This is a genomic window from Pseudomonas caspiana (assembly GCF_002158995.1).
Lineage (GTDB): Bacteria > Pseudomonadota > Gammaproteobacteria > Pseudomonadales > Pseudomonadaceae > Aquipseudomonas > Aquipseudomonas caspiana.
The window spans coordinates 154354-173858 of sequence record NZ_LOHF01000001.1 but is presented as its reverse complement, the minus strand read 5'-3'; the positions used below and the strand labels follow the sequence as shown (position 1 = coordinate 173858).

Annotated in this window: 16 protein-coding genes; 11 read left to right on the top strand and 5 right to left on the bottom strand. The window is 58.4% G+C overall.

The genetic code is table 11. The annotated features are described in order from the left end of the window. Positions 1 to 189 precede the first annotated feature (189 nt). Positions 190 to 681 carry a GNAT family N-acetyltransferase gene (locus tag AUC60_RS00785; protein WP_087264055.1) on the bottom strand — a complete coding sequence of 164 codons (492 nt, stop codon included), beginning with the start codon at positions 679 to 681 and terminating at the stop codon, positions 190 to 192. A 596-nt stretch (positions 682 to 1277) separates the two neighbouring features. Between AUC60_RS00785 and glgA the strand changes: the two genes are divergently transcribed. The 10 genes from glgA to AUC60_RS00735 all read left to right on the top strand — a co-directional run bounded on the left by glgA (position 1278) and on the right by AUC60_RS00735 (position 15365). Beyond that, positions 1278 to 2867, top strand: coding sequence for a glycogen synthase GlgA (gene glgA, locus AUC60_RS00780; protein ID WP_087264053.1), 1590 nt, complete (start codon positions 1278 to 1280; stop codon positions 2865 to 2867). Between the two features lie 15 nt (positions 2868 to 2882). Further along, positions 2883 to 4697 carry a malto-oligosyltrehalose trehalohydrolase gene (gene treZ, locus AUC60_RS00775; protein WP_087264052.1) on the top strand — a complete coding sequence of 605 codons (1815 nt, stop codon included), beginning with the start codon at positions 2883 to 2885 and terminating at the stop codon, positions 4695 to 4697. After that, positions 4687 to 6765, top strand: a complete 2079-nt coding sequence (gene malQ / locus AUC60_RS00770) for a 4-alpha-glucanotransferase (protein WP_087264050.1) — start codon at positions 4687 to 4689, stop codon at positions 6763 to 6765. The genes treZ and malQ overlap by 11 nt, the downstream gene beginning before the upstream one ends. Next, complete coding sequence (locus AUC60_RS00765; RefSeq protein WP_087264048.1) at positions 6762 to 9542, top strand: malto-oligosyltrehalose synthase; 2781 nt, start codon at positions 6762 to 6764, stop codon at positions 9540 to 9542. The genes malQ and AUC60_RS00765 overlap by 4 nt, the downstream gene beginning before the upstream one ends. A gap of 17 nt (positions 9543 to 9559) precedes the next feature. Beyond that, positions 9560 to 9982: a DUF2934 domain-containing protein gene (locus AUC60_RS00760; protein ID WP_087264045.1), complete on the top strand. Its 423-nt coding sequence runs from the start codon at positions 9560 to 9562 to the stop codon at positions 9980 to 9982. Between the two features lie 158 nt (positions 9983 to 10140). Continuing rightward, entirely contained in the window at positions 10141 to 12336 is a 2196-nt protein-coding gene (glgX, locus tag AUC60_RS00755) for a glycogen debranching protein GlgX (protein ID WP_087264043.1), read from the top strand. Continuing rightward, entirely contained in the window at positions 12333 to 13352 is a 1020-nt protein-coding gene (locus AUC60_RS00750) for an acyl-CoA dehydrogenase family protein (protein ID WP_087264041.1), read from the top strand. Before glgX ends, AUC60_RS00750 begins: the two co-directional genes overlap by 4 nt. Next, positions 13349 to 14110: a PIG-L deacetylase family protein gene (locus AUC60_RS00745; protein ID WP_087264039.1), complete on the top strand. Its 762-nt coding sequence runs from the start codon at positions 13349 to 13351 to the stop codon at positions 14108 to 14110. Before AUC60_RS00750 ends, AUC60_RS00745 begins: the two co-directional genes overlap by 4 nt. Next, positions 14107 to 14706 (top strand): SAM-dependent methyltransferase, encoded by a 600-nt coding sequence (locus AUC60_RS00740; RefSeq protein ID WP_087264037.1) that lies wholly within the window; start codon positions 14107 to 14109, stop codon positions 14704 to 14706. Before AUC60_RS00745 ends, AUC60_RS00740 begins: the two co-directional genes overlap by 4 nt. Continuing rightward, a complete protein-coding gene (locus tag AUC60_RS00735; protein WP_087264035.1) occupies positions 14703 to 15365 on the top strand; it encodes a glycosyltransferase family 2 protein in 663 nt (220 codons plus the stop codon). The genes AUC60_RS00740 and AUC60_RS00735 overlap by 4 nt, the downstream gene beginning before the upstream one ends. A gap of 24 nt (positions 15366 to 15389) precedes the next feature. On the opposite strand, the gene AUC60_RS00730 is transcribed toward AUC60_RS00735, so the two are convergent. From AUC60_RS00730 to AUC60_RS00715, 4 genes are all read right to left on the bottom strand, one after another. Beyond that, on the bottom strand, positions 15390 to 16427 hold the full coding sequence (locus tag AUC60_RS00730) for an alpha/beta hydrolase family protein (RefSeq protein ID WP_087264033.1): 1038 nt from the start codon (positions 16425 to 16427) through the stop codon (positions 15390 to 15392). Positions 16428 to 16769: 342 nt separating this feature from the next. Then, positions 16770 to 17327 carry a substrate-binding domain-containing protein gene (locus AUC60_RS00725; RefSeq protein WP_238599500.1) on the bottom strand — a complete coding sequence of 186 codons (558 nt, stop codon included), beginning with the start codon at positions 17325 to 17327 and terminating at the stop codon, positions 16770 to 16772. An 11-nt stretch (positions 17328 to 17338) separates the two neighbouring features. After that, positions 17339 to 17623, bottom strand: coding sequence for a LysR family transcriptional regulator (locus tag AUC60_RS00720; RefSeq protein ID WP_087264029.1), 285 nt, complete (start codon positions 17621 to 17623; stop codon positions 17339 to 17341). Positions 17624 to 17808: 185 nt separating this feature from the next. Then, complete coding sequence (locus tag AUC60_RS00715) at positions 17809 to 18414, bottom strand: DJ-1/PfpI family protein (RefSeq protein ID WP_087264027.1); 606 nt, start codon at positions 18412 to 18414, stop codon at positions 17809 to 17811. 135 nt (positions 18415 to 18549) lie between these two features. Here AUC60_RS00715 and ftrA point away from each other — a divergent pair, with 135 nt between their 5' ends. Continuing rightward, positions 18550 to 19503 (top strand): transcriptional regulator FtrA, encoded by a 954-nt coding sequence (ftrA, locus tag AUC60_RS00710; protein WP_087264025.1) that lies wholly within the window; start codon positions 18550 to 18552, stop codon positions 19501 to 19503. The last annotated feature ends 2 nt before the right edge of the window (positions 19504 to 19505 follow it).

The following is a 19505-nucleotide window of genomic DNA, read 5'->3' as shown; positions in this document are numbered from 1 at the left end:
GGCAAGCCCGATCAGCTGGCTTGCCCCACGCAATAAACCTCTTTCCGGCAACCCTCTTCCTTCTATTAATCTACCCCGACGCGTGCGTCGACGCCTCATACCCCTCAGATTTGAAACCAGACACCTCACCTAACGCTCAAGCCCGGCTTATGTTTACCCGGCAGATAGCTGTGCCTGGCCCTTACTGATTTAAAGCGTCTTCTGCCAGAACATTGCCTTGCCCATCTGCGGGTCCAGCTCGTAGCCCGCGAAGCCGAGCTTACGATATGCACCCTGAGCAATCAGGTTGCCTTCCAACACTTCCAGAGTCAGCTTGCAGCAGCCGCGCTGACGAGCAATCTCTTCCACTTTAGCGAGCATTTTCTGACTGATGCCCAAGCCGCGATGTTGGCCAAGCACCACAACATCGTGGATGTTGACCAACGGGCGGCACTGAAAAGTCGAAAAACCTTCAAAGCAATTGATAAGCCCTACCGGCTCGCCAGAAATAAAGGCCAAGACACTGAATGCATGAGGACGTTTGGCCAGCTCGATCGCCAGTTGCTGCTGAGTATCCACCGACAGTGATTCGCCACCGCCCATGAGATCTTCGGCGTACTGATTGAGCATGAATCCAATTGCTTGCGCGTGCACCGGGTTGGTGTAGCTGGCTTGCAGTACCAAAACTTCAGGGCTATCCATTACATCCTCTTGCTGTCACTTAATCACGAACAGGACTGACTCAATCCGAGTCGGGTGCCCGATTCTATCTCGGCATGCCCGAAAATGTTTCGATCAACGACGAGGAAAATTCCACAGGCGCCCTAGGAATAAGCGACAGCCGCACCAAGAAAAGGCCTGGATCGCGTTAAGACATTATTTCTGCACTACGTAGGCACCTGTCGCGCCCATTTTTAAAGCGCTGACGCGTCATCGTCCAACAATCCGACGACCGGTAATGTCTACGCCCCATGGTCTTTTTTTCGCCCTAACAAAGCGCATCGTTGCGGTTGGCCATGTTTTATCGCCGACATCTGCACCCGCGCCATCAGGCTCTGAAGCCCATCCCAGACATTTCCTACAAAAAAAGTCGAAACTTTCCGTTGCGCGCACAGGTCATCTCATAAGAGCGCCTATGCTGATGGCTGAGCCCGCATTTTGGCGCTACCTGTCTGTCCGTGAATAACGCAAACAGTAAATGGGTACTGATCTTGCGTAGCGCATGTGTGCCTGGCCATAGGACATGGCCAATAACAAATCTAATGCAGTACCGACACTGTATTGAATGGGAGAAATCGATGATTAGCGCCGCTGTCAAAACCCAGAAGGGAGAGAGTTTTAACCAGCCGGCCAGCGAGCTGACTCATCTGCCGGTTTTCGCTACGACGAGCGTTCCACTGCTGCAATTGCCTGCTGTTACGCAGCCAACCATCGTGTCGAGCAACAGGCGCAAAGTCTTGTTTGTCACTTCGGAACTGGCTGACCTGGTAAAAACCGGGGGGTTGGGTGATGTTTCTGCCGCGCTGCCGCGAGCCATGCGCCACCTGCACGACGTCCGTGTGCTGATTCCCGGCTACCCGCAAGTCCTCAACAGTGGTAACCCGATCCATGTGATCAGCCAGTTGGGCGGACATGCTGCACTACCTCCGTGCAAGATCGGCCGAATGGACATGAAAGACGGTCTGGTCATCTATGTGCTGATTTGCCCGGAATTGTACGAGCGCGAAGGCACTCCCTACGCAGACAACCAGGGCCGTGACTGGTCCGATAACCATATTCGTTTCGCCCGACTGGGTCTGGCTGCTGCCGAATTTGCAGCTGGCGCCGTGAAAACCCAATGGTGTCCTGAGCTGGTTCACGCCCATGACTGGCCTGCAGGCCTGGCCCCGGCCTACATGAAATGGCGCGGTCAGACCACGCCAACCATCTTCACCATTCATAACCTGGCTTATCAAGGCACCGTCAGCACCGCATCCAGTCGCGAACTGGGTATCCCGGATGAGGCGCTGAGTTCCGACGGTATGGAGTTTTACGGCAAGCTCTCCTTTATCAAGGCCGGCATGGCCTACGCCAGCCACATCACCACGGTCAGCGCGACCTATGCCAAAGAAATCACCACGCCTGAGTTCGGTTGCGGCCTGGAAGGTTTCCTGCAGCACAAAGCCAACCGTGGGCAGCTCAGTGGTATCCCGAACGGCATCGATGCCAGCTGGGATGCGGCGACCGACGAGCACTTGATTTGCCACTTCGCGCCCAATGAATGGCAGCGCAAGGAAATCAACGCCGACCACGTGCGTGAACTCTTCGAGCTGGATCCGTCCACTGGGCCGCTGTTCGCCGTGGTTTCGCGCCTGGTCTACCAAAAAGGTCTGGATCTGACCATTGGTGTTGCAGAGCACATCGTCAACAACGGCGGCCAGATCGCAATCATTGGTCGGGGCGAGCCTGAAGAAGAGGACGCCATGCGCGCCCTGGCAGAACGCTTCCCGGGCAGAATTGGTGTACGTATCGGTTTCAATGAGACTGATGCCCGACGCATGTTTGCCGGCAGCGACTTTTTGCTGATGCCATCACGCTACGAACCTTGCGGACTGAGCCAGATGTACGCCCAGCGTTTCGGTTCGTTGCCCGTTGCCCGCAACACAGGCGGCCTGGCTGACACCATCGAAGACGGCGTAACCGGTTTTCTGTTCGACGAGTCAACGGTCGAAAGCTACACAGAAGCATTGAACCGCGCGTTCAACGTGTTCTCCAATCCTGCACTGCTCAACGCAATGCGTTGCCGGGCCATGGCAGCTCCATTCAACTGGCATCAAGCGGTAGAGCCTTACGCAGAGCTCTATCAGGATTTGCTGAAAAAGAACGTGGGTGCTGCACTTCACTATTGATCAAGGGGTTTATGGATGCCTCTGCGTACGGACGAGAGCTGGCGCCACGGCGCCATCTTGCTGGATTCTGGCTATACGCGGTTTGCCCTCTGGGCACCCGACGCCTACTACGTCAGTGTTGAACTTGAGGATGGCCAGTCTCTGGCCATGCTCCCTCAAAACGAAGGTTGGTTCATTCTTGAGGCCCGCTGCCCGGCGGGCACTCGCTACCGCTACAACATCGATGGGGAGATTGAAGTCCCCGACCCCGCCTCACGTGCTCAATCCACTGACGTCCACGGCCATAGCATGGTGGTTGATCCACTTGCCTATGAGTGGCAAAACACCGGCTGGCAAGGCCGTCCCTGGCACGAAGCAGTCATCTACGAGCTGCACGTCGGGGCATTGGGCGGCTATGCCGGGGTCGAGGCTCATCTGGAGCGTCTGGCCGGACTTGGGGTGACAGCCATTGAGTTGATGCCCATCGCGCAATTCCCCGGCGAACGCAACTGGGGCTACGACGGCGTGTTGCCTTACGCTCCGCAGTCCTCATACGGCACGCCAGAACAGCTTAAACATCTCATTGATACCGCCCACGGCTACGGCCTGATGGTAATTCTCGACGTGGTCTACAACCACTTCGGTCCCGACGGGAATTACCTCGGACGCTACGCCAAAGGATTCTTCCGCAGCGACGTGAAGACTCCTTGGGGAGACGCAATCGACTTCCGGCGTCGAGAAGTTCGTGATTTCTTTATCGACAATGCCCTGATGTGGTTGCTGGAGTATCGATTCGACGGGTTGCGGATGGACGCTGTACACGCCATCAACGACGACACTTTCCTGAAGGAATTCGCTCAGAAGGTTCGTGAGCAGATCGACGCACCGCGCCATGTCTGGCTGAATCTGGAAAACGAGTTCAACCAGGCCAGCCTGCTGGAACAAGGCTACGACGCGCAATGGAATGACGACGGCCATAACACGTTGCACGTGTTGTTGACGGGCGAATCGGACGCGTATTACTCGGACTTTGCCCATCAGGCCACTCATAAGCTCGCACGCTTGCTGAGTCAGGGTTTCGTGTATCAGGGCGAAGCAACCCGGCACGGCCACACACGTGGCGAATCCAGCAGCCATCTGCCGCCGAGCGCTTTCGTCTTGTTCCTGCAGAACCATGACCAGATCGGCAACCGGGCCTTTGGTGAGCGCTTGCCGCAGATCTGTCACGGCCCGGCGTTACGGGCAGCGACCGCATTGTGGCTGCTCTCGCCGATGATCCCGCTGATGTTCATGGGTGATGAATGGGCCGCCAGCGAGCCGTTTCTGTTCTTCACCGATCACCATGGTGAATTGGCCGACGCGGTGCGTGAAGGCCGACGCAGTGAGTTCGCCGACTTCGCAGCCTTTGCCGATGAAGAAAAGCGCGAACATATCCCTGACCCCAACGACCCGGCGACCTTCGAAGCTTCCAGGCCAGCGTTTGACGCGGTGTATCTGGAAACCGACAAGGGCAGCGACCACCGCAGCTGGCTTGAGCTCTATCGACAACTGCTAGCCCTGCGTCACCAGCACATCGTACCGCGCTTGCCTGGCAGCCATGCTCTGGGCGCAGACGTGCTGAGCGAGGGAGCTGTGTCAGCACGCTGGAGGATGGGCGATGGCGCACTGTTGCGCATCGATCTCAATCTGAGCGAACACGCTGTTACCGCTCCGGAATGGAAAGGCGGCAGAGTTGTTTTCGAAACCCTGCCACATGCGGCAGAACTTTCCCGACGAGGCATCCTCAATCCTTACACGGCCATTGTCAGCCTGATAGCAACCGATGTTCTGGAGGAACAGGATGAGCAATGAGCAATTAGAGAATCTGGCGACTGAAGCGGGCTTGTCAGTCGACTGGATCGATGCCAACGGCCGGGCACAGAGAGTCAGTCCTGAAGTACTGAGCAAAGTGCTCGGTTGCCTGGGCTTCCCGGCCGATGACAATTTGCAGATCGATAGCAGCCTGCAGCAATTGAGAAACGCCCATCATCAAGCTGTTCCGCCACCACTATTGACCGTGGAACATGGCAGCAACCTGGATCTGAGTGCCTGGTTCAGTCCCGGCACGCCCTTTGTGTTGCATCTGGAAGACGGCGCGACCATCGACGCCAATCTGACTGCCAATGCCGCCCTGCCCGGTCTCGCGCCAGTGGGTTACCAGCAACTGAACATCGCCGGTCAGCATCTGACAATCGCCGTGGCGCCAGCGACCTGCTTCAGTCTGGCTATGGCAACCGACAGCCGGGTTCCCCGCGCCTGGGGGCTGACCGTTCAACTCTACGGACTGCGCCGTGAGGGTGATGGTGGCTTTGGTGATACCCAGGCGCTGGAAAGCCTCGCTCGCGCAGCGGGAGAACGCGGTGCAAACGCACTGGCGATCAGCCCTGTCCACGCCATGTTCGCCAATGATCCTCATCGCTACAGTCCTTACTCGCCCTCCAGCCGCTTGTTTCTTAATAGCCTGTACTGTTCGCCGGGTACGATTCTGGGTGAACGTGCGTTGCGGATGGCTGTTGAGGAATCCGGGCTTGGCGACGAACTCAAACGCCTTGAAGAATTACCACTGATTGACTGGCCAGCCGCAGCCGGTGCGAAATGGAAAGTGCTGCGCAAGCTGTATGACGCCTTCAGCGGCAGCGATCATCCATTGCATGAGGACTTCAACAGCTTCCGTCACAGCGGCGGTGAAGCGTTGGAAAACCACTGCCGCTTTGAAGCAATCCGTGACGAATGCCCCCGTCTGGGCATGAGCGACAACTGGCATGAATGGCCAGAAGAGTTCAAGAATCCACGCAGCGAAGCCATCGCCCGCTTTGCCGCTAATCACAGCGAGCAGATCGGCTTCTATGCCTTCACCCAATGGTTGATGGCCCGTGGTCTGGAGCGCGCGCAGATCGCGGCCCGCAGCAGCGGCATGAGCGTCGGTCTGATTGCCGACCTCGCCGTGGGTGCCGATGGCGCGGGCAGTCAGGCCTGGAGTCGTCAGGATGAATTGTTGTCAGCGCTCAGCGTTGGCGCGCCGCCGGATATTCTCAACCGTGCCGGGCAAAGTTGGGGCATTTCTGCATTTTCCCCTGAAGGCCTGAAGCGCAACGGCTTCCGCGCCTTCATCGAAATGTTACGCGCTAACTTCGCCCATGCGGGCGGTTTGCGCATCGACCATGTCATGGGGCTGCAGCGCCTCTGGGTTGTACCGCTGGGCTCACCAGCCAGCGAGGGCGCGTACCTTAATTACCCGTTGGACGACATGCTCCGTCTGTTGAGTCTGGAATCGTGGCGACACAAAGCGATTGTTCTCGGTGAAGACTTGGGCACGGTGCCTCCCGGTCTGCACGAGAAGCTCGCCGCCCGGGCAATTCTCGGCATGCGCGTACTGCTCTTCGAGCAAAACAACGCGCAGTTCAAGCCGATCCTCGACTGGTCAGATCAGGCATTGGCGACCACCAGCACCCACGACCTGCCGACCTTGGCCGGCTGGCTTGCAGAAAACGATATAGCCTGGAATTTACGCCTGGGCATGGTTGACCAACAACAGGCCGAACACTGGCGCCAGGAGCGTCATCGTGAACGTGAAGGACTGCACCAGGTGCTGAGCCAGAACTCGACTAACTTCAGCGACGGTTTACCGCAAGATGAACAGATGATTGACGCCAGCATCCGCTATATCGGCCATACACGAGCGCCTCTGGTGCTGCTACCAATGGAAGACGCCATGGGCCTCACCGAACAGTTCAACTTGCCAGGCGACACTCCGCAGCACCCCAACTGGCGGCGGCGTATCCCAGGGCAGAGCGCAAATCTGATGGACCATGCAGCAATCGCGCGACGCGTCGAGTTGCTGTCTCAGGCTCGCCTGCAAGCTGCGGAGCGTGATCAATGAGTCGGTCACTGCAAAGCCTGCGAGCCACACAGCGCCTGCAATTTCATAAAGACTTCACCCTGGACGACGCGGTGGCACTGGTGCCCTACTTCGCCAGCCTGGGTATCAGCCATATCTACGCCTCCCCGCTGCTCAAGGCGCGGGCTGGCTCAATGCACGGGTATGACGTGGTCGACCCGCGCGTGATCAACCCGGAACTCGGTGGCGAACCGGCGCTGCGTCGTCTGGTCAGCGCCCTGCGTGAGCAAGGCATGGGGCTGATTCTGGACATCGTATCCAATCACATGGCTGTGGGCGGTAACGACAATCCTTGGTGGCTTGATCTGCTCGAATGGGGGCGTCGCAGCCCGTATGCAGACTTCTTCGACATTCAGTGGCACTCCCCGGACCCGTTGCTCAAAGGGCAACTGCTGCTGCCGTTTCTGAGCACCGATTACGGCACTGTGCTGCAAGCCGGCGAAATCCCGCTGCGCTTCGATCCGGGGCACGGTGTGTTCTACATCGAGCATTATCAGCATCATTTCCCGATCAACCCTGGCACCTACGGGCCATTGCTTGAATCCGACGACAACCCGCTGCTGGATGAACTGAGCAAGCGCTTTGCCGCGCTGGATCAATTCCCTCAGGCATGGGAGCGGGCCAGACAAGCCCGCGCCGAGCTGGTTGAACTGGTCAAGGACAAATCTGTGGCCAAGGCCATTGACCTGGCTATGCAGCGCTACGACTCAACCACACCTGAAGGCTTTGATCGTCTGCACCGCTTACTGGAAGCACAACACTACCGTCTGGCCAGCTGGCGTACAGCGGGTGACGACATCAACTGGCGGCGCTTTTTCGACATCAACGAGTTGGGCGGCTTGCGGGTTGAACGCCCCAATGTGTTCGAAGCCACCCACGGCAAGATATTCGAATTGATCAGCGAAGGCCTGGTGGATGGCTTGCGTATTGACCACATTGACGGTCTGGCTGACCCGCGTGGCTATTGCCGCAAATTGCGCCGCAGGGTCAACGGCCTCCTCGCGGCACGTCCCGCAGGCACTGAGCTGACGCATTTGCCGATCTTCGTGGAAAAGATCCTCGGCCCGGATGAATCGCTGCGTGAAGACTGGGGTGTCGACGGCACCACCGGCTACGAGTTCATGAATCAGGTCTCGCTGTTGCAGCATGATCCAAAAGGTCAGGAGCCTCTGGCCGAACTCTGGAGCCGCATCAGCGAACGTACTGCCGACTTTGATCAGGAGGTCCTTGAAGCGCGGGATCTGGTGCTGCACGGCACGCTGGCGGGTGACTTTGAAAACGTCGCTCAGTCCTTGCTGCAAGTGGCGCGCAGTGACTTGATGAGCCGCGACCTGACCCTGGGTGCGATTCGCCGGTCCTTGCTCGCGCTGGTGGTGAACTTCCCGATTTACCGGACCTATATCAGCGTATGCGGTCGCTCGGCCGAAGATGAGCGTTTCTTCCAGCAGGCCATGCAAGGCGCACGCACGATGTTGAGCGAAGCCGATTGGCCAGTGCTGGATTATCTGCAGCGCTGGCTCGGCGGTGATTCGTGGCGCAAGCTGCCTCGGGGCAAGCAACGCAAGCTGAACAAAAACGCCTGCGTGCGCTTCCAGCAACTCACCTCCCCGGTGGCTGCCAAGTCAGTGGAAGACACCTCGTTCTACCGCAGCGCCGTGTTGCTGTCGCGTAACGACGTCGGCTTTCATCCGCAGCACTTCAGCGCGCCGGTAGTGGATTTCCACGCTGCTTGCGTTGCTCGTAGCCAAGCCTTCCCTGAAAACCTGTTGACCACGGCAACCCACGATCACAAGCGGGGCGAAGACACGCGCACCCGGCTGGCGGTGCTCAGTGAGTGTGCAGATTGGTATGCCGAACAGGTTGAGCGGTGGCGCCAGTTGGCCATCCCCCTTAAAGGCGAAGAAAACGCCATCAGCCCGGGCGACGAGCTGATGCTGTATCAAGCCATGCTCGGCAGCTGGCCGCTGGACATACAGGACGATGAGTTCGAAAACTACTCAGAGCGCCTCGTCAAATGGCAAGAAAAAGCTCTGCGTGAAGCCAAGCTGCAAAGCAGCTGGAGCGCAGCCAACGAGCCCTATGAACGCGCGTGTCGGGAGTTCCTGCAGAACATCTTGCTCAGCCCGCAGGGGCTCGCTTTGCGTCAGTCGCTAGGGGCCACCGCCAACCGCATTGCCACCAGTGGAGCATTAAACAGTCTGGCGCAAACCTTGCTTCGCATGACTGCACCCGGCGTTCCTGATTTGTATCAGGGCACCGAGTATTGGGACTTCAGCCTCGTCGATCCAGATAACCGCCGTCCCGTGGATTACGCAGATCGAAAGGACGCTTTAAGTCAGGCGTCCACCGTGAGTGATCTGCTGGGGTCCTGGCAAAACGGACGGATCAAGCAAGCACTGATCCATCAAGTGCTGAACCTGCGGGCCACACACTCCGAGCTGTTCAGTCAGGGTGATTATGTGCCGCTGCAGGTGCTGGGTAGCCAGGCTGAGCACGTCGTGGCATTCGCCCGTGTTCTCGGCGAAGAACAGGCTATCGTTGTTGTGCCACGCCTGAGCAATGAACTATTGGGCACTGCCCAAACTCCATTCATCAATGCGGCAAATTGGGGAGATACGCGGGTCGTTATACCGTTCGCGGATGCCAGTCGAAACTGGAAGGGACTTTTTTCAGACGCCGTAGTCACAACAGACAAGGAGTTGCTGCTCAGCGCAGCACTCGAGGAATTTTCTGTAAACCTGCTTATTCAGACTAAGTAAAACCTGGGAGTGTCGAGATGAGTGCCGACGAAAAGCGAATTCGCGAGTTTGCGTATCAGATATGGGAATCAGAGGGGAAACCTTCGGGCCAGGATGCACGCCATTGGGAAATGGCTCGCAAGCTGGCTGAAGCCGAAGCCCTGGCGCCGGACAAGTCAACCGCACGCAAGGCTACCAAGCCAAAGTTGCCGAAGGTCGACGCAAAACCGGCAGCCGATAAAGCCAAGCCTGCTGCGGCAAAATCTGCACCGAAGGCAGCGCCTAAACCGGCCGCCAAATCGCCTGCCGCCAAACCGGCCAGCAAACCTGCACCGGTGAAAAGCAAACCAGCGCCAGCGGCTACTCAGGCCGAGCAGCCTGCAAAACCAGCCGCCAAGCCCGCAGCAAAACCTGCTGCAAAGCCTGCCGCAAAAAAAGCAGTAAAACCTTCAGCGCCTTGATTCCTCCAGGGCGCCGCTTCAATTCAGTACCGCAGGGATCACCTTCTCACCCATCGTGACCTGCGGTAACCCAGACTTTACTTCGACTTGTTGAAGCGCTCTTGCTTCGACCGCGGTTTCGGCCGCCCCGAAAAAACATTAGCCGTCAGGAACGCACAATGAACACGCAGTCCAAAAACGCAAAGAAAGACAGTCCAAAAGGTGCATCCGCCAAGGCCGATCAAGTCGAAGCCAGCGTATCGCGAATTCGTGAAGGCCTGCCCTTCCCACTCGGTGCCAGCTGGGATGGCCTGGGTGTCAACTTCGCTATTTTCTCGGCCAACGCCACCAAAGTTGAGCTCTGCCTGTTCGACTCCACTGGCGAAGTTGAACTTGAACGCATCGAGTTGCCGGAATACACCGACGAGATTTATCACGGCTACTTGCCTGACGCCCACCCAGGGCTGATTTATGGCTACCGCGTCTACGGCCCTTATGACCCAAAAAATGGTCATCGCTTCAACCACAACAAACTGTTGATCGACCCGTACGCCAAGCAACTGGTTGGTGAACTGAAATGGTCCGAAGCACTGTTTGGCTACACCATCGGCCACCCGGACGGCGACCTGAGCTTTGACGAGCGTGACAGCGCGCCATTCGTGCCGAAAAGCAAGGTCATCGACCCGGCCTATACCTGGGGTCGTGATCAGCGCGTCAGCGTGCCGTGGGACAAGACCATTTTGTATGAAACCCACACTCGCGGTTTCACCATGCGTCACCCGTCCGTACCGGACGAACTCAAAGGCACCTTCTCGGGAATGATGGTTGCTGACGTGATCGATCACATCCGCAAGCTGGGCGTGACCTCCGTTGAGCTGTTGCCGATTCACGCTTTCGTCAACGACCAGCATCTGTTGCAGAAAGGCATGACCAACTATTGGGGCTACAACAGCATTGCGTTCTTTGCCCCTGATCCACGGTACCTCGCTCACGGCAAGATCGCCGAGTTCAAGGAAATGGTTGCGCACATGCACCATGCCGGGCTGGAAGTGATCCTCGACGTGGTTTACAACCACACTGCTGAAGGCAACGAGTTGGGCCCGACCCTGTCCATGCGCGGGATCGACAACGCCTCGTACTACCGCCTGATGCCGGACGACAAACGTTTCTACATCAACGATTCAGGCACTGGGAACACCCTCGATCTGAGTCACCCTTGCGTCTTGCAAATGGTCACAGATTCGCTGCGCTATTGGGCCACGGAAATGCACGTTGATGGTTTCCGCTTTGACCTGGCGACCATTCTCGGCCGCTACCACGATGGTTTTGACGAGCGTCACAGCTTCCTGGTGGCCTGCCGTCAAGACCCCGTGCTGCGTCAGGTGAAACTGATCGCCGAGCCTTGGGATTGCGGTCCCGGCGGCTATCAGGTGGGTGGTTTCCCACCGGGCTGGATGGAGTGGAACGACAAGTTCCGCGACACCGTGCGTGCGTTCTGGAAAGGCGATGAAGGCCAGCTGGCAGACTTCGCCGGGCGCATGACGGCGTCGGGCAACATGTTTAACCAGCGTGGTCGCAGGCCTCAAGCGTCGGTGAACTTCATCACCGCGCATGACGGTTTCACCTTGCATGACCTTGTCTCCTACAACGACAAGCACAACGAGGCCAACGACGAAAACAACCAGGACGGCAGCAACAACAACCTGTCCTGGAACCATGGCGTCGAAGGTCCGACCGACGACCCGGAAATCAACGCGCTGCGCTTGCGCCAGATGCGTAACTTCTTCGCCACCCTGCTGCTGGCGCAAGGGACTCCAATGGTGGTCGCGGGTGATGAGTTTGCACGCACCCAGCATGGCAATAACAACGCCTACTGCCAGGACAGCGAGATTGGCTGGGTGAACTGGGATCTGGATGAAGACGGCAAATCGCTGCTCAAATTCGTTAAGCGCCTGATCAAGCTCCGTATGACTTACCCGATCCTGCGCCGGAGTCGCTTCCTGGTCGGCGATTACAACGAAGAAATCGGCGTCAAGGATGTCACCTGGCTGTCGCCGGATGGCAACGAGATGGGCATCGAACAGTGGGAAGACGCCCACGCTCGCTGCCTCGGCATGCTGATGGACGGCCGCGCTCAAGAGACAGGGATTCGTCGACCTGGCGCCGACGCGACCTTGCTGCTGGTGGTCAACTCGCACCACGACGGCGTTAACTTCACGCTGCCGCAAGTGCCTGAAGGTGAACACTGGACCTGCCTGATCGACACGAATCAGCCAGACATGAAGGCCAGTGAGCAATTCGGCTTTGGTGATCACTACACCGTCACCGCTCGTTCGCTGCTGTTGTTCGAACTGCAACATGATGTGCAGCCATGAGTCAGGCGCTGAGTGAGTTTCTCGACTGGCGCAAGCACGGCTACGCCGATACGCGTGCGTTGGGAGAGTGCTTGCAGGCGCTGATCGACGAAGGGCTGGACCAGCTTCCCTTTCCTGCCAGCGGTCAGATACTTGAACGTTGGCAGGGACTGGCCTGTGTTGCGGGGCATGATCTGGGTTTGTGCAAATTGTATGAAGGCCATACCGATGCGTTGGCCATCATCCATGAGCTGGGCGTCAACGCCCCCGAAACAGGAACCAGCTGGGGTATGTGGGCGGCTGAGCCGCCACAGGCACGGGTCAACGTGCAGCGCAAAGGCGACTACCTGCAAATCAACGGGCGTAAAGCCTGGTGTTCGGGTGCTGCGGTCCTCAGCCATGCGTTGATGACCGCGTGGGACGAAGACGGCCAGCAACAGTTGGTCGCCGTCGCTCTCGGGCAGCCCGGCGTCAGCATTACTCAGGAAGGTTGGCGCGCCGTGGGCATGGGCGCCACTGGCAGTGTTGAAGTAGTCTTCGACCGCGCTCAAGGCGTGGCGATTGGTAAACCCGGCGACTATTTGGCCAGACCCGGCTTCTGGCAGGGCGGGATCGGTATCGCCGCCTGCTGGTATGGCGCTTCCCGGGCTTTGGCCCAGCGCCTGGTGCAACAGGCATCGAAAACACAAGAGCCGCACACCCTCGCCCATCTGGGCGCGGTTGATGTGGCAATGCATAGCTCCTGGGCTGCCCTGCAACACGCAGCCCGGCAAATAGACCAGACCCCGAGCGCCGACACGCAGGTGTTAGCGCGTCGTAGTCGGGCGGTAATTGAACACAATGCCGAGCAAGTGATTCTGCATGTGGGCCGTGCCTTGGGCGCAGGCCCTTATTGCAAGGATGCGCATTTCGCCCGGCTGATCGCTGACCTCCCGGTATTCCTGCGCCAGAGTCATGCAGAGCGCGACCTGGCAGCACTGGGTGATCTGACAGCCCAAAAGGCTGCAATCACGCCATCACGGATGTGGCAACTATGACTGACAATAACCCCATCGTCGGCAGCGGCACCTCGCTGCAGGCCTGGAACGGTTCGAAAAAACTGGCCGCAATATCGTCGATCAGTGTCGAAGAACTGGTTCCGGTCAACTCCCGCGCCGTAATCATCGCTCCTCACCCGGACGATGAAGTCCTTGGCTGCGGCGGGTTGATGTATCAACTGACGCAACTCGGTCGGCCGCTAAAGCTGATCTCGGTTACCGACGGCAGTGCCAGCCATCCGGGCTCTGCCGACTGGCCAGCGGAACGTCTGAGCGTTATCCGTCCTCAGGAAAGCGCTGAGGCCTTGCGCCGGCTGGATCTGCCCATGCATGCGCTGAAATGGATACGTGGCGGCTTTGAGGACACGACTGTCGCCGAGCAGGAAGATCAACTCACCAGCTTCATTACCCGCTACCTGCAGCCAGATGATGTGGTGTTCACAACATGGGCAAACGACGGCCACAGTGACCACGAAGCAGTCGGCCGCGCCAGCGCCCGAGCCGCCAGCGCCGCAGGGGCGCGCTTGCATGAAGTGCCCGTCTGGGCGTGGCACTGGGCGTCTCCAGAAGATGACCGGATACCTTGGGAGCGCGCCCGCAAGATTGCGCTTGATCCGTCCACCATCGCCCGCAAACGCCACGCCGCTCATGCTTTTGCCAGCCAACTGGCCGGTGATCCCAAGATCGGTCTGCCGCCGGTATTGGCCCCGGATGTGCTGGAGCGCTTGATGCAACCTTTCGAGGTGGTTTTTCTGTGAGCGTCGATGACAGCTACTTCGAACAGCTTTTTCAAAAAAGCGATGATCCATGGGCGTTCAAGAAGCGCTGGTATGAGCGCCGCAAGCGCGCGCTGACCCTCGCCGCCCTGCCCCGTGAACGTTACGTGTCGGCGTTCGAGCCAGGCTGCGCCAATGGCGAGCTCAGTGCCGACCTGGCGACTCGCTGCGATCGATTGCTGGTCTGCGATACCAACCGTTCAGCGGTTGAACTGGCACGTCAGCGGCTTGTGGCGTTCAACCATGTAGAAGTCATGCATGGGCGACTGCCGGAGCAATGGCCGGACGCACGCTTTGATCTGATTGTACTGAGCGAACTGGGTTACTACCTGGACGAGCAAGATCTCAATAGCTGGATTGATCACGCCCTGGCGTCTCTGACCGATGAAGGGCAATTACTGGCTTGCCACTGGCGACCACAGATCGAAGGCTGCCCGCTGGATGCGGAAAAGGTTCACGCAATCCTTGCGGCACGCTTGAACATGCCACGGATTTTCAGCCATCACGAAGCGGACTTTTTCCTCGACGTGTGGAGCCGTGATGAAACATCAGTCGCAGAAAAGGAAAATCTACGATGATTGGCGTTCTGATTCCGGTCCACAACGAAGAGCTATTGCTCGGTCAGTGCCTTGAAACCATATTGCAGGCAAGCAAGCATCCCGCCCTGGGCGGTGAGCATGTTGTGGTGTTAGCGGTATTGGATAGCTGCACCGACGGTTCCGCCGTAATCGCACAGAGATACGCTGTGGACGCTATTGAGGTCAGCGTACGCAACGTTGGGCAGGCCCGGGCTGCGGGCGCGGCGTTGCTGCTGGAGCAAGGTGCCCGCTGGATTGCCTGCACCGATGGCGATAGCACCGTCGCCGAAGACTGGCTGGTGGAACAGTTAGCACTGGATGCAGACGCGGTGTGCGGGACTGTCACACCGGGCGTATGGCAGGACGATATTCCCCTTGAAGCACAGATTCGCTATCAACAGCACTATCAGCATCGTGATGGTCATCGCCACGTCCACGGTGCCAATCTGGGCATCAGCGCGGCAGCTTATCGATTGGCGGGCGGGTTCCCGCCGCTCGCGTGTCATGAAGACGTGCAATTGATTCGGCAGTTGGAATTGAATGGCGCACGCATTGCCTGGAGTTGCCGGCCCCGCGTCACCACCAGCACTCGGCTCGAAGCGCGTGCAGCAGGTGGTTTCGCCGACTTTCTCCGCTCGCTGACGGTTTCAACCGGCTGACTTTTTGCCCGTTATCCGACGGCGCTATTGCTGATGAGCCGTCTGCATGCCGTTGCGTACTTCAGGCATACCCAACGCATTCTCAAAGAAACGCACCGCTTCGGCACTCAGGCTGCGATGAATATCCTCACGGTCGACACCCTCCCGGTCATTGCAGATCACCGGTGAAGTCGCGCGCAACTCGTCACTGCAAGGCGCCATGAACACGAAATGCCCGGCGCCAGCCAAAAGCTTGTAGTCAGGGGTCTGCGGCAGCTTGCGCGCTAGCGCTTCGGCATTCTGATCCACCGCCAGCAGCTCATCCCCGTCGCCGCTGTACAACAAAACCGGCACATGCACGTCCGCCAGAGTATGGCGGCCGAACATCAGCGTCAGCGGCGCCATCAACATCAGCGCTCCCACCCTTGGATCGGCCTGGGCATGCAGATCATCGCGGTCGAGCAGCAACTCGCCTCCGGTCTTGCACGCATCCCGATCGTCCGGGCGCGCGTTGCAATAGGTCTTGAGACGCTGAAGGTCGGGTTGCGCACCGGCAAGAATCAAAGCGGTTTCACCGCCAGCCGAGTAACCAATGACGCCCACTTGATCAGCGCTGATATAAGGCGCCAGGGTTGGATCAAGCAACGCGGTGGTAATCGCTTCGGAAATTTGCAGTGGCCGACCATACAGATTGCTGACACTGCCCAGTCGGCTGTGATCAACGGTGTTATCACCGGGATGGACCACAGCGACCACGACGAAGCCCTGTCTCGCTAGCGAGGTCGCCAGATCGTGCAGCGCAAGAGGCGTACCGGTATTGCCGTGAGACAGCAGTACCAGGGGAAAACGCCCAAGGGCAATCGGCGCTTCGAGACCGGCATCAACGGTGTAGCCCTGAATCGTGCTCGATTGTTCGGCGGCTGTGGAGGGGTAGAAAGCGATGGCTTGCATCGGCTGGGAATCCAGCGGATCGGGGAAGCTCAGTCGGTGGTAGCCGACACTCCACTCCTCGTCAGCCAGTACCTGCACTGAAATCAGGCTTTGAGTCAGGCACACCAGCAATAGTGCACAGATACGTACCATCGCGCGATCCAACCTATATAAGGTCCGAAAGGAAACCAACCAGTGGGGTTACCCGGTCTGGAGCGAGCCTCATGCTCTGCCGCGACCGCTGGTAACAACTGCTTACAGGTATCAGAGTCACGACGTTGAGATTAGTGCACAAGTCGGGCCAAAGATTTGCGGAAATTTTATATCTGGAGTGTCCCCAATCATTGTCCGATCACGGCCCATGTGGGAGCCGGGCTTGCCCGCGATTCGGACACTGCGGTTTACAGGCGAACGAAGTTACGCTTACCGCGGGCAAGCCCGGCTCCCATAGGGAATCGCGTTTCAATTGGATAATGGCGGTATGGCTGAGTGGCCCTAACCACCCACCGGCAGCCTTTTCAGCACTTCAATCACTTCATTCGCCGCATTGGACAGCAGCGAACCCGGCCGGGCGATCACGCTGATGCTGCGCTCAATTTGTACTGGCAAGCGAATGCATTCGTACAAATGACTGTCGTCCGGAATCAGGCGGCTGGGCAGGATCGTCATGCACTGCCCCTTCGCGACAAGATCAAGCAACGTCGCAACGCAGCTCAGTTCCCCACGATGGCTGAGACGTACCTGCGCAGCGGCGAGTTGGCTGTGCAGCCGTTCCACCCCGGCGTGCCGCCAGGACACATAACGCACACTTTCACACAGCTCGTGGAAAGGGCGCGGGGTCAGTGAACGGTTTCGGGCCGCGACCAGCACGTAGGCGTCAGACCACTGCACGTGCTCAATGTGATGCTCATCAAGGAGCGGACTGGGCAGAATCAGAATGTCCGCGCCTTCCCTGCGCAGCACATCCAGAGATGGCTGCTGCTCGCTCCCCTGCACCACACTCAGCTGCACACCCGGATGCAGTCGCGTCATGGCCTCGATACACCCGGTCAGGGAGGTTTCGTCTATGTGGTTGCAGTAACGAATCGCGACACTGCCGCCGAGCTCATTTTTTTTAGTTGCTCAAGGGTCGCCAGCAGACTGTCCAGCGTGCGGCTGATGACCTGGCCCTCCGGCGTAAGCGTGCAACCGGCCCGGCTACGAATGAACAGCCGTTTGTTGAAGTAATCCTCCACCTCTTTAATGGCGTAACTGATATTCGACTGGCTGCACCCCAGAATCGCCGCAGCTTCCGAAAACGAGCCATGGAAAGCAACGGTCTGGACGACTTTGAAGAAATGGGTATTCATCTTTTCCTGCACTCTAGCGTAAGCGTTGAAGGCTCTGGACTGCGCGTTGGAGAGCGATAGTGGCGTGCCACAAGCGAGTATTGCCAGCTTGTTGCGAAAAACGGCGGGGTGTTGGGTGTCGTTGACGAACGTCAGCAAGGGATCATCTGGCCGACATCACGGCCAGATGTACAACACAAACAACGTCAGTTGTTTTCGGTCCAGTCAAAGTCCAGTTGCAAAGCAGTGCGCTCGGCCAGCTCGCGACTGTGCAGGCGCTCCACCAGGTGCAGGCTCATGTCAATACCGGCAGAAATACCGGCCGAGGTCACGAAAGCGCCCTCGTCTACCCAGCGCAAAGTGCTCAGCACATCGACCGACGGGAACATCTCTTTAAGGTCGTCAATGTCTTCCCAGTGCGTGGTGACTTGCTTACCGGCCAGCTTGCCGGTCTTGACCAGCAGAAAGGCCCCGGTGCAGACTGCCGCCACCACGCGCTCCGGTACTGACTGGGCACTGATCCAGCTGATGACGTCAGGTTTTTCCAACTCGGCATTGACCACCCCGCCCGGCACGATCAGGCAATCTATCGCAGGGTGATCATTGATCGAGAAATCCGGATCGACTTTGAGCCCTGCGCGTGCGCGGATCGGGTCGGTTGTACGGCCGATGGTAAATACGTTGAACAACGCCCGGTCATCGCGGCTTTTGCGCAAGTGCATGCGCGTCGCGGTGGTGAAGACTTCATACGGACCTGCGAAGTCGAGAACTTCGACGTCGTCATAGACGTAGATACCGATGTTGATAGACACGAACGTACTCCCTGGATCGCACCGGCGACCACTGGCAAATGTTTAAGGCAACCGCCTGTTTTCAGGGGCTCAGGTTAACCAGTACATTTGCACCGCACTACTGGCGGAAATGCCAATATCCGGTAACATCGTGCCATGAAAAATCATCTCGTCGTTGCCCTCATCTATAACCAGCTGTGCACCTTTGAGTTTGGGTGCACGGTTGAAGTATTCGCCTTGAAAAGACCCGAACTGGGTGTCACCTGGTATGAGTTCGCTACGTTCCCGGTGGATGAAGGCCAGATCACGGCCGCAGGCGGTATTACCATCGTGCCCACACCGGGCGAAGTGTTGCTGGAGAACGCCGATACCATCATCGTGCCCGGCTGGCGCGGCGTCGAATCCGAGGTCCCTCCCAAGCTGATTGCCCAGTTGCAGGCAGCGCATGCCCGTGGCGCACGGATCTGCTCGATCTGTACCGGTGCATTTGTCCTGGCTGCAGCGGGATTGCTCGAAGGCAAACGCGTCACGACGCATTGGCGCTACACCGATTTGCTGGCGAGCATGTATCCGGAACTGACCATCCAGCCAAACGAGCTGTATGTCGATCAGGGCCAGATCGTTACCGCTGCCGGTTCTGCGGCGGGACTGGACATGATGTTGCATCTGGTGCGTAACGATCACGGCGCAAAAGTGGCGAACATGGTCGCGCAACGCATGGTCATCCCGCCCCATCGTGAAGGCGGTCAGTCGCAATACGCCTCGCGCCAGCTGGTGTCTGCCAGCGAAGGACCAATCTCGAAGTTGATGGACTGGATCCGCAGCGACCTGCAACGCCAGCACAGCATCAAGGACATGGCGGATCACGCAGCCGTCAGCACCCGAACGCTGCACCGCAGTTTCATGGAAAGCACCGGCCTGACCCCCAACGACTGGCTGCTGGGTGAACGCATTGCCTACGCGAAGGAGTTGCTCGAGTCCTCGAACATGCGCCTGACCGAAGTCGTCGATGTCGCAGGGTTCGGCTCCGAGGAGTCGTTCCGTCGCCACTTCCGCAACATCGTTGGCGTCAGCCCCAGCAGCTACCGCAAGCAGTTCACCCGGGCTTGATG

Coding starts and splice junctions, on each gene's coding strand:
- glgX (WP_087264043.1), top strand. CDS start 10,141: ATGAACACGCAGTCCAAAAACGCAAAGAAAGACAGTCCAAAAGGTGCA.
- glgA (WP_087264053.1), top strand. CDS start 1,278: ATGATTAGCGCCGCTGTCAAAACCCAGAAGGGAGAGAGTTTTAACCAG.
- treZ (WP_087264052.1), top strand. CDS start 2,883: ATGCCTCTGCGTACGGACGAGAGCTGGCGCCACGGCGCCATCTTGCTG.
- AUC60_RS00745 (WP_087264039.1), top strand. CDS start 13,349: ATGACTGACAATAACCCCATCGTCGGCAGCGGCACCTCGCTGCAGGCC.
- malQ (WP_087264050.1), top strand. CDS start 4,687: ATGAGCAATGAGCAATTAGAGAATCTGGCGACTGAAGCGGGCTTGTCA.
- AUC60_RS00760 (WP_087264045.1), top strand. CDS start 9,560: ATGAGTGCCGACGAAAAGCGAATTCGCGAGTTTGCGTATCAGATATGG.
- AUC60_RS00785 (WP_087264055.1), bottom strand. CDS start 681: ATGGATAGCCCTGAAGTTTTGGTACTGCAAGCCAGCTACACCAACCCG.
- AUC60_RS00735 (WP_087264035.1), top strand. CDS start 14,703: ATGATTGGCGTTCTGATTCCGGTCCACAACGAAGAGCTATTGCTCGGT.
- AUC60_RS00720 (WP_087264029.1), bottom strand. CDS start 17,623: ATGAATACCCATTTCTTCAAAGTCGTCCAGACCGTTGCTTTCCATGGC.
- AUC60_RS00730 (WP_087264033.1), bottom strand. CDS start 16,427: ATGGTACGTATCTGTGCACTATTGCTGGTGTGCCTGACTCAAAGCCTG.
- ftrA (WP_087264025.1), top strand. CDS start 18,550: ATGAAAAATCATCTCGTCGTTGCCCTCATCTATAACCAGCTGTGCACC.
- AUC60_RS00765 (WP_087264048.1), top strand. CDS start 6,762: ATGAGTCGGTCACTGCAAAGCCTGCGAGCCACACAGCGCCTGCAATTT.
- AUC60_RS00750 (WP_087264041.1), top strand. CDS start 12,333: ATGAGTCAGGCGCTGAGTGAGTTTCTCGACTGGCGCAAGCACGGCTAC.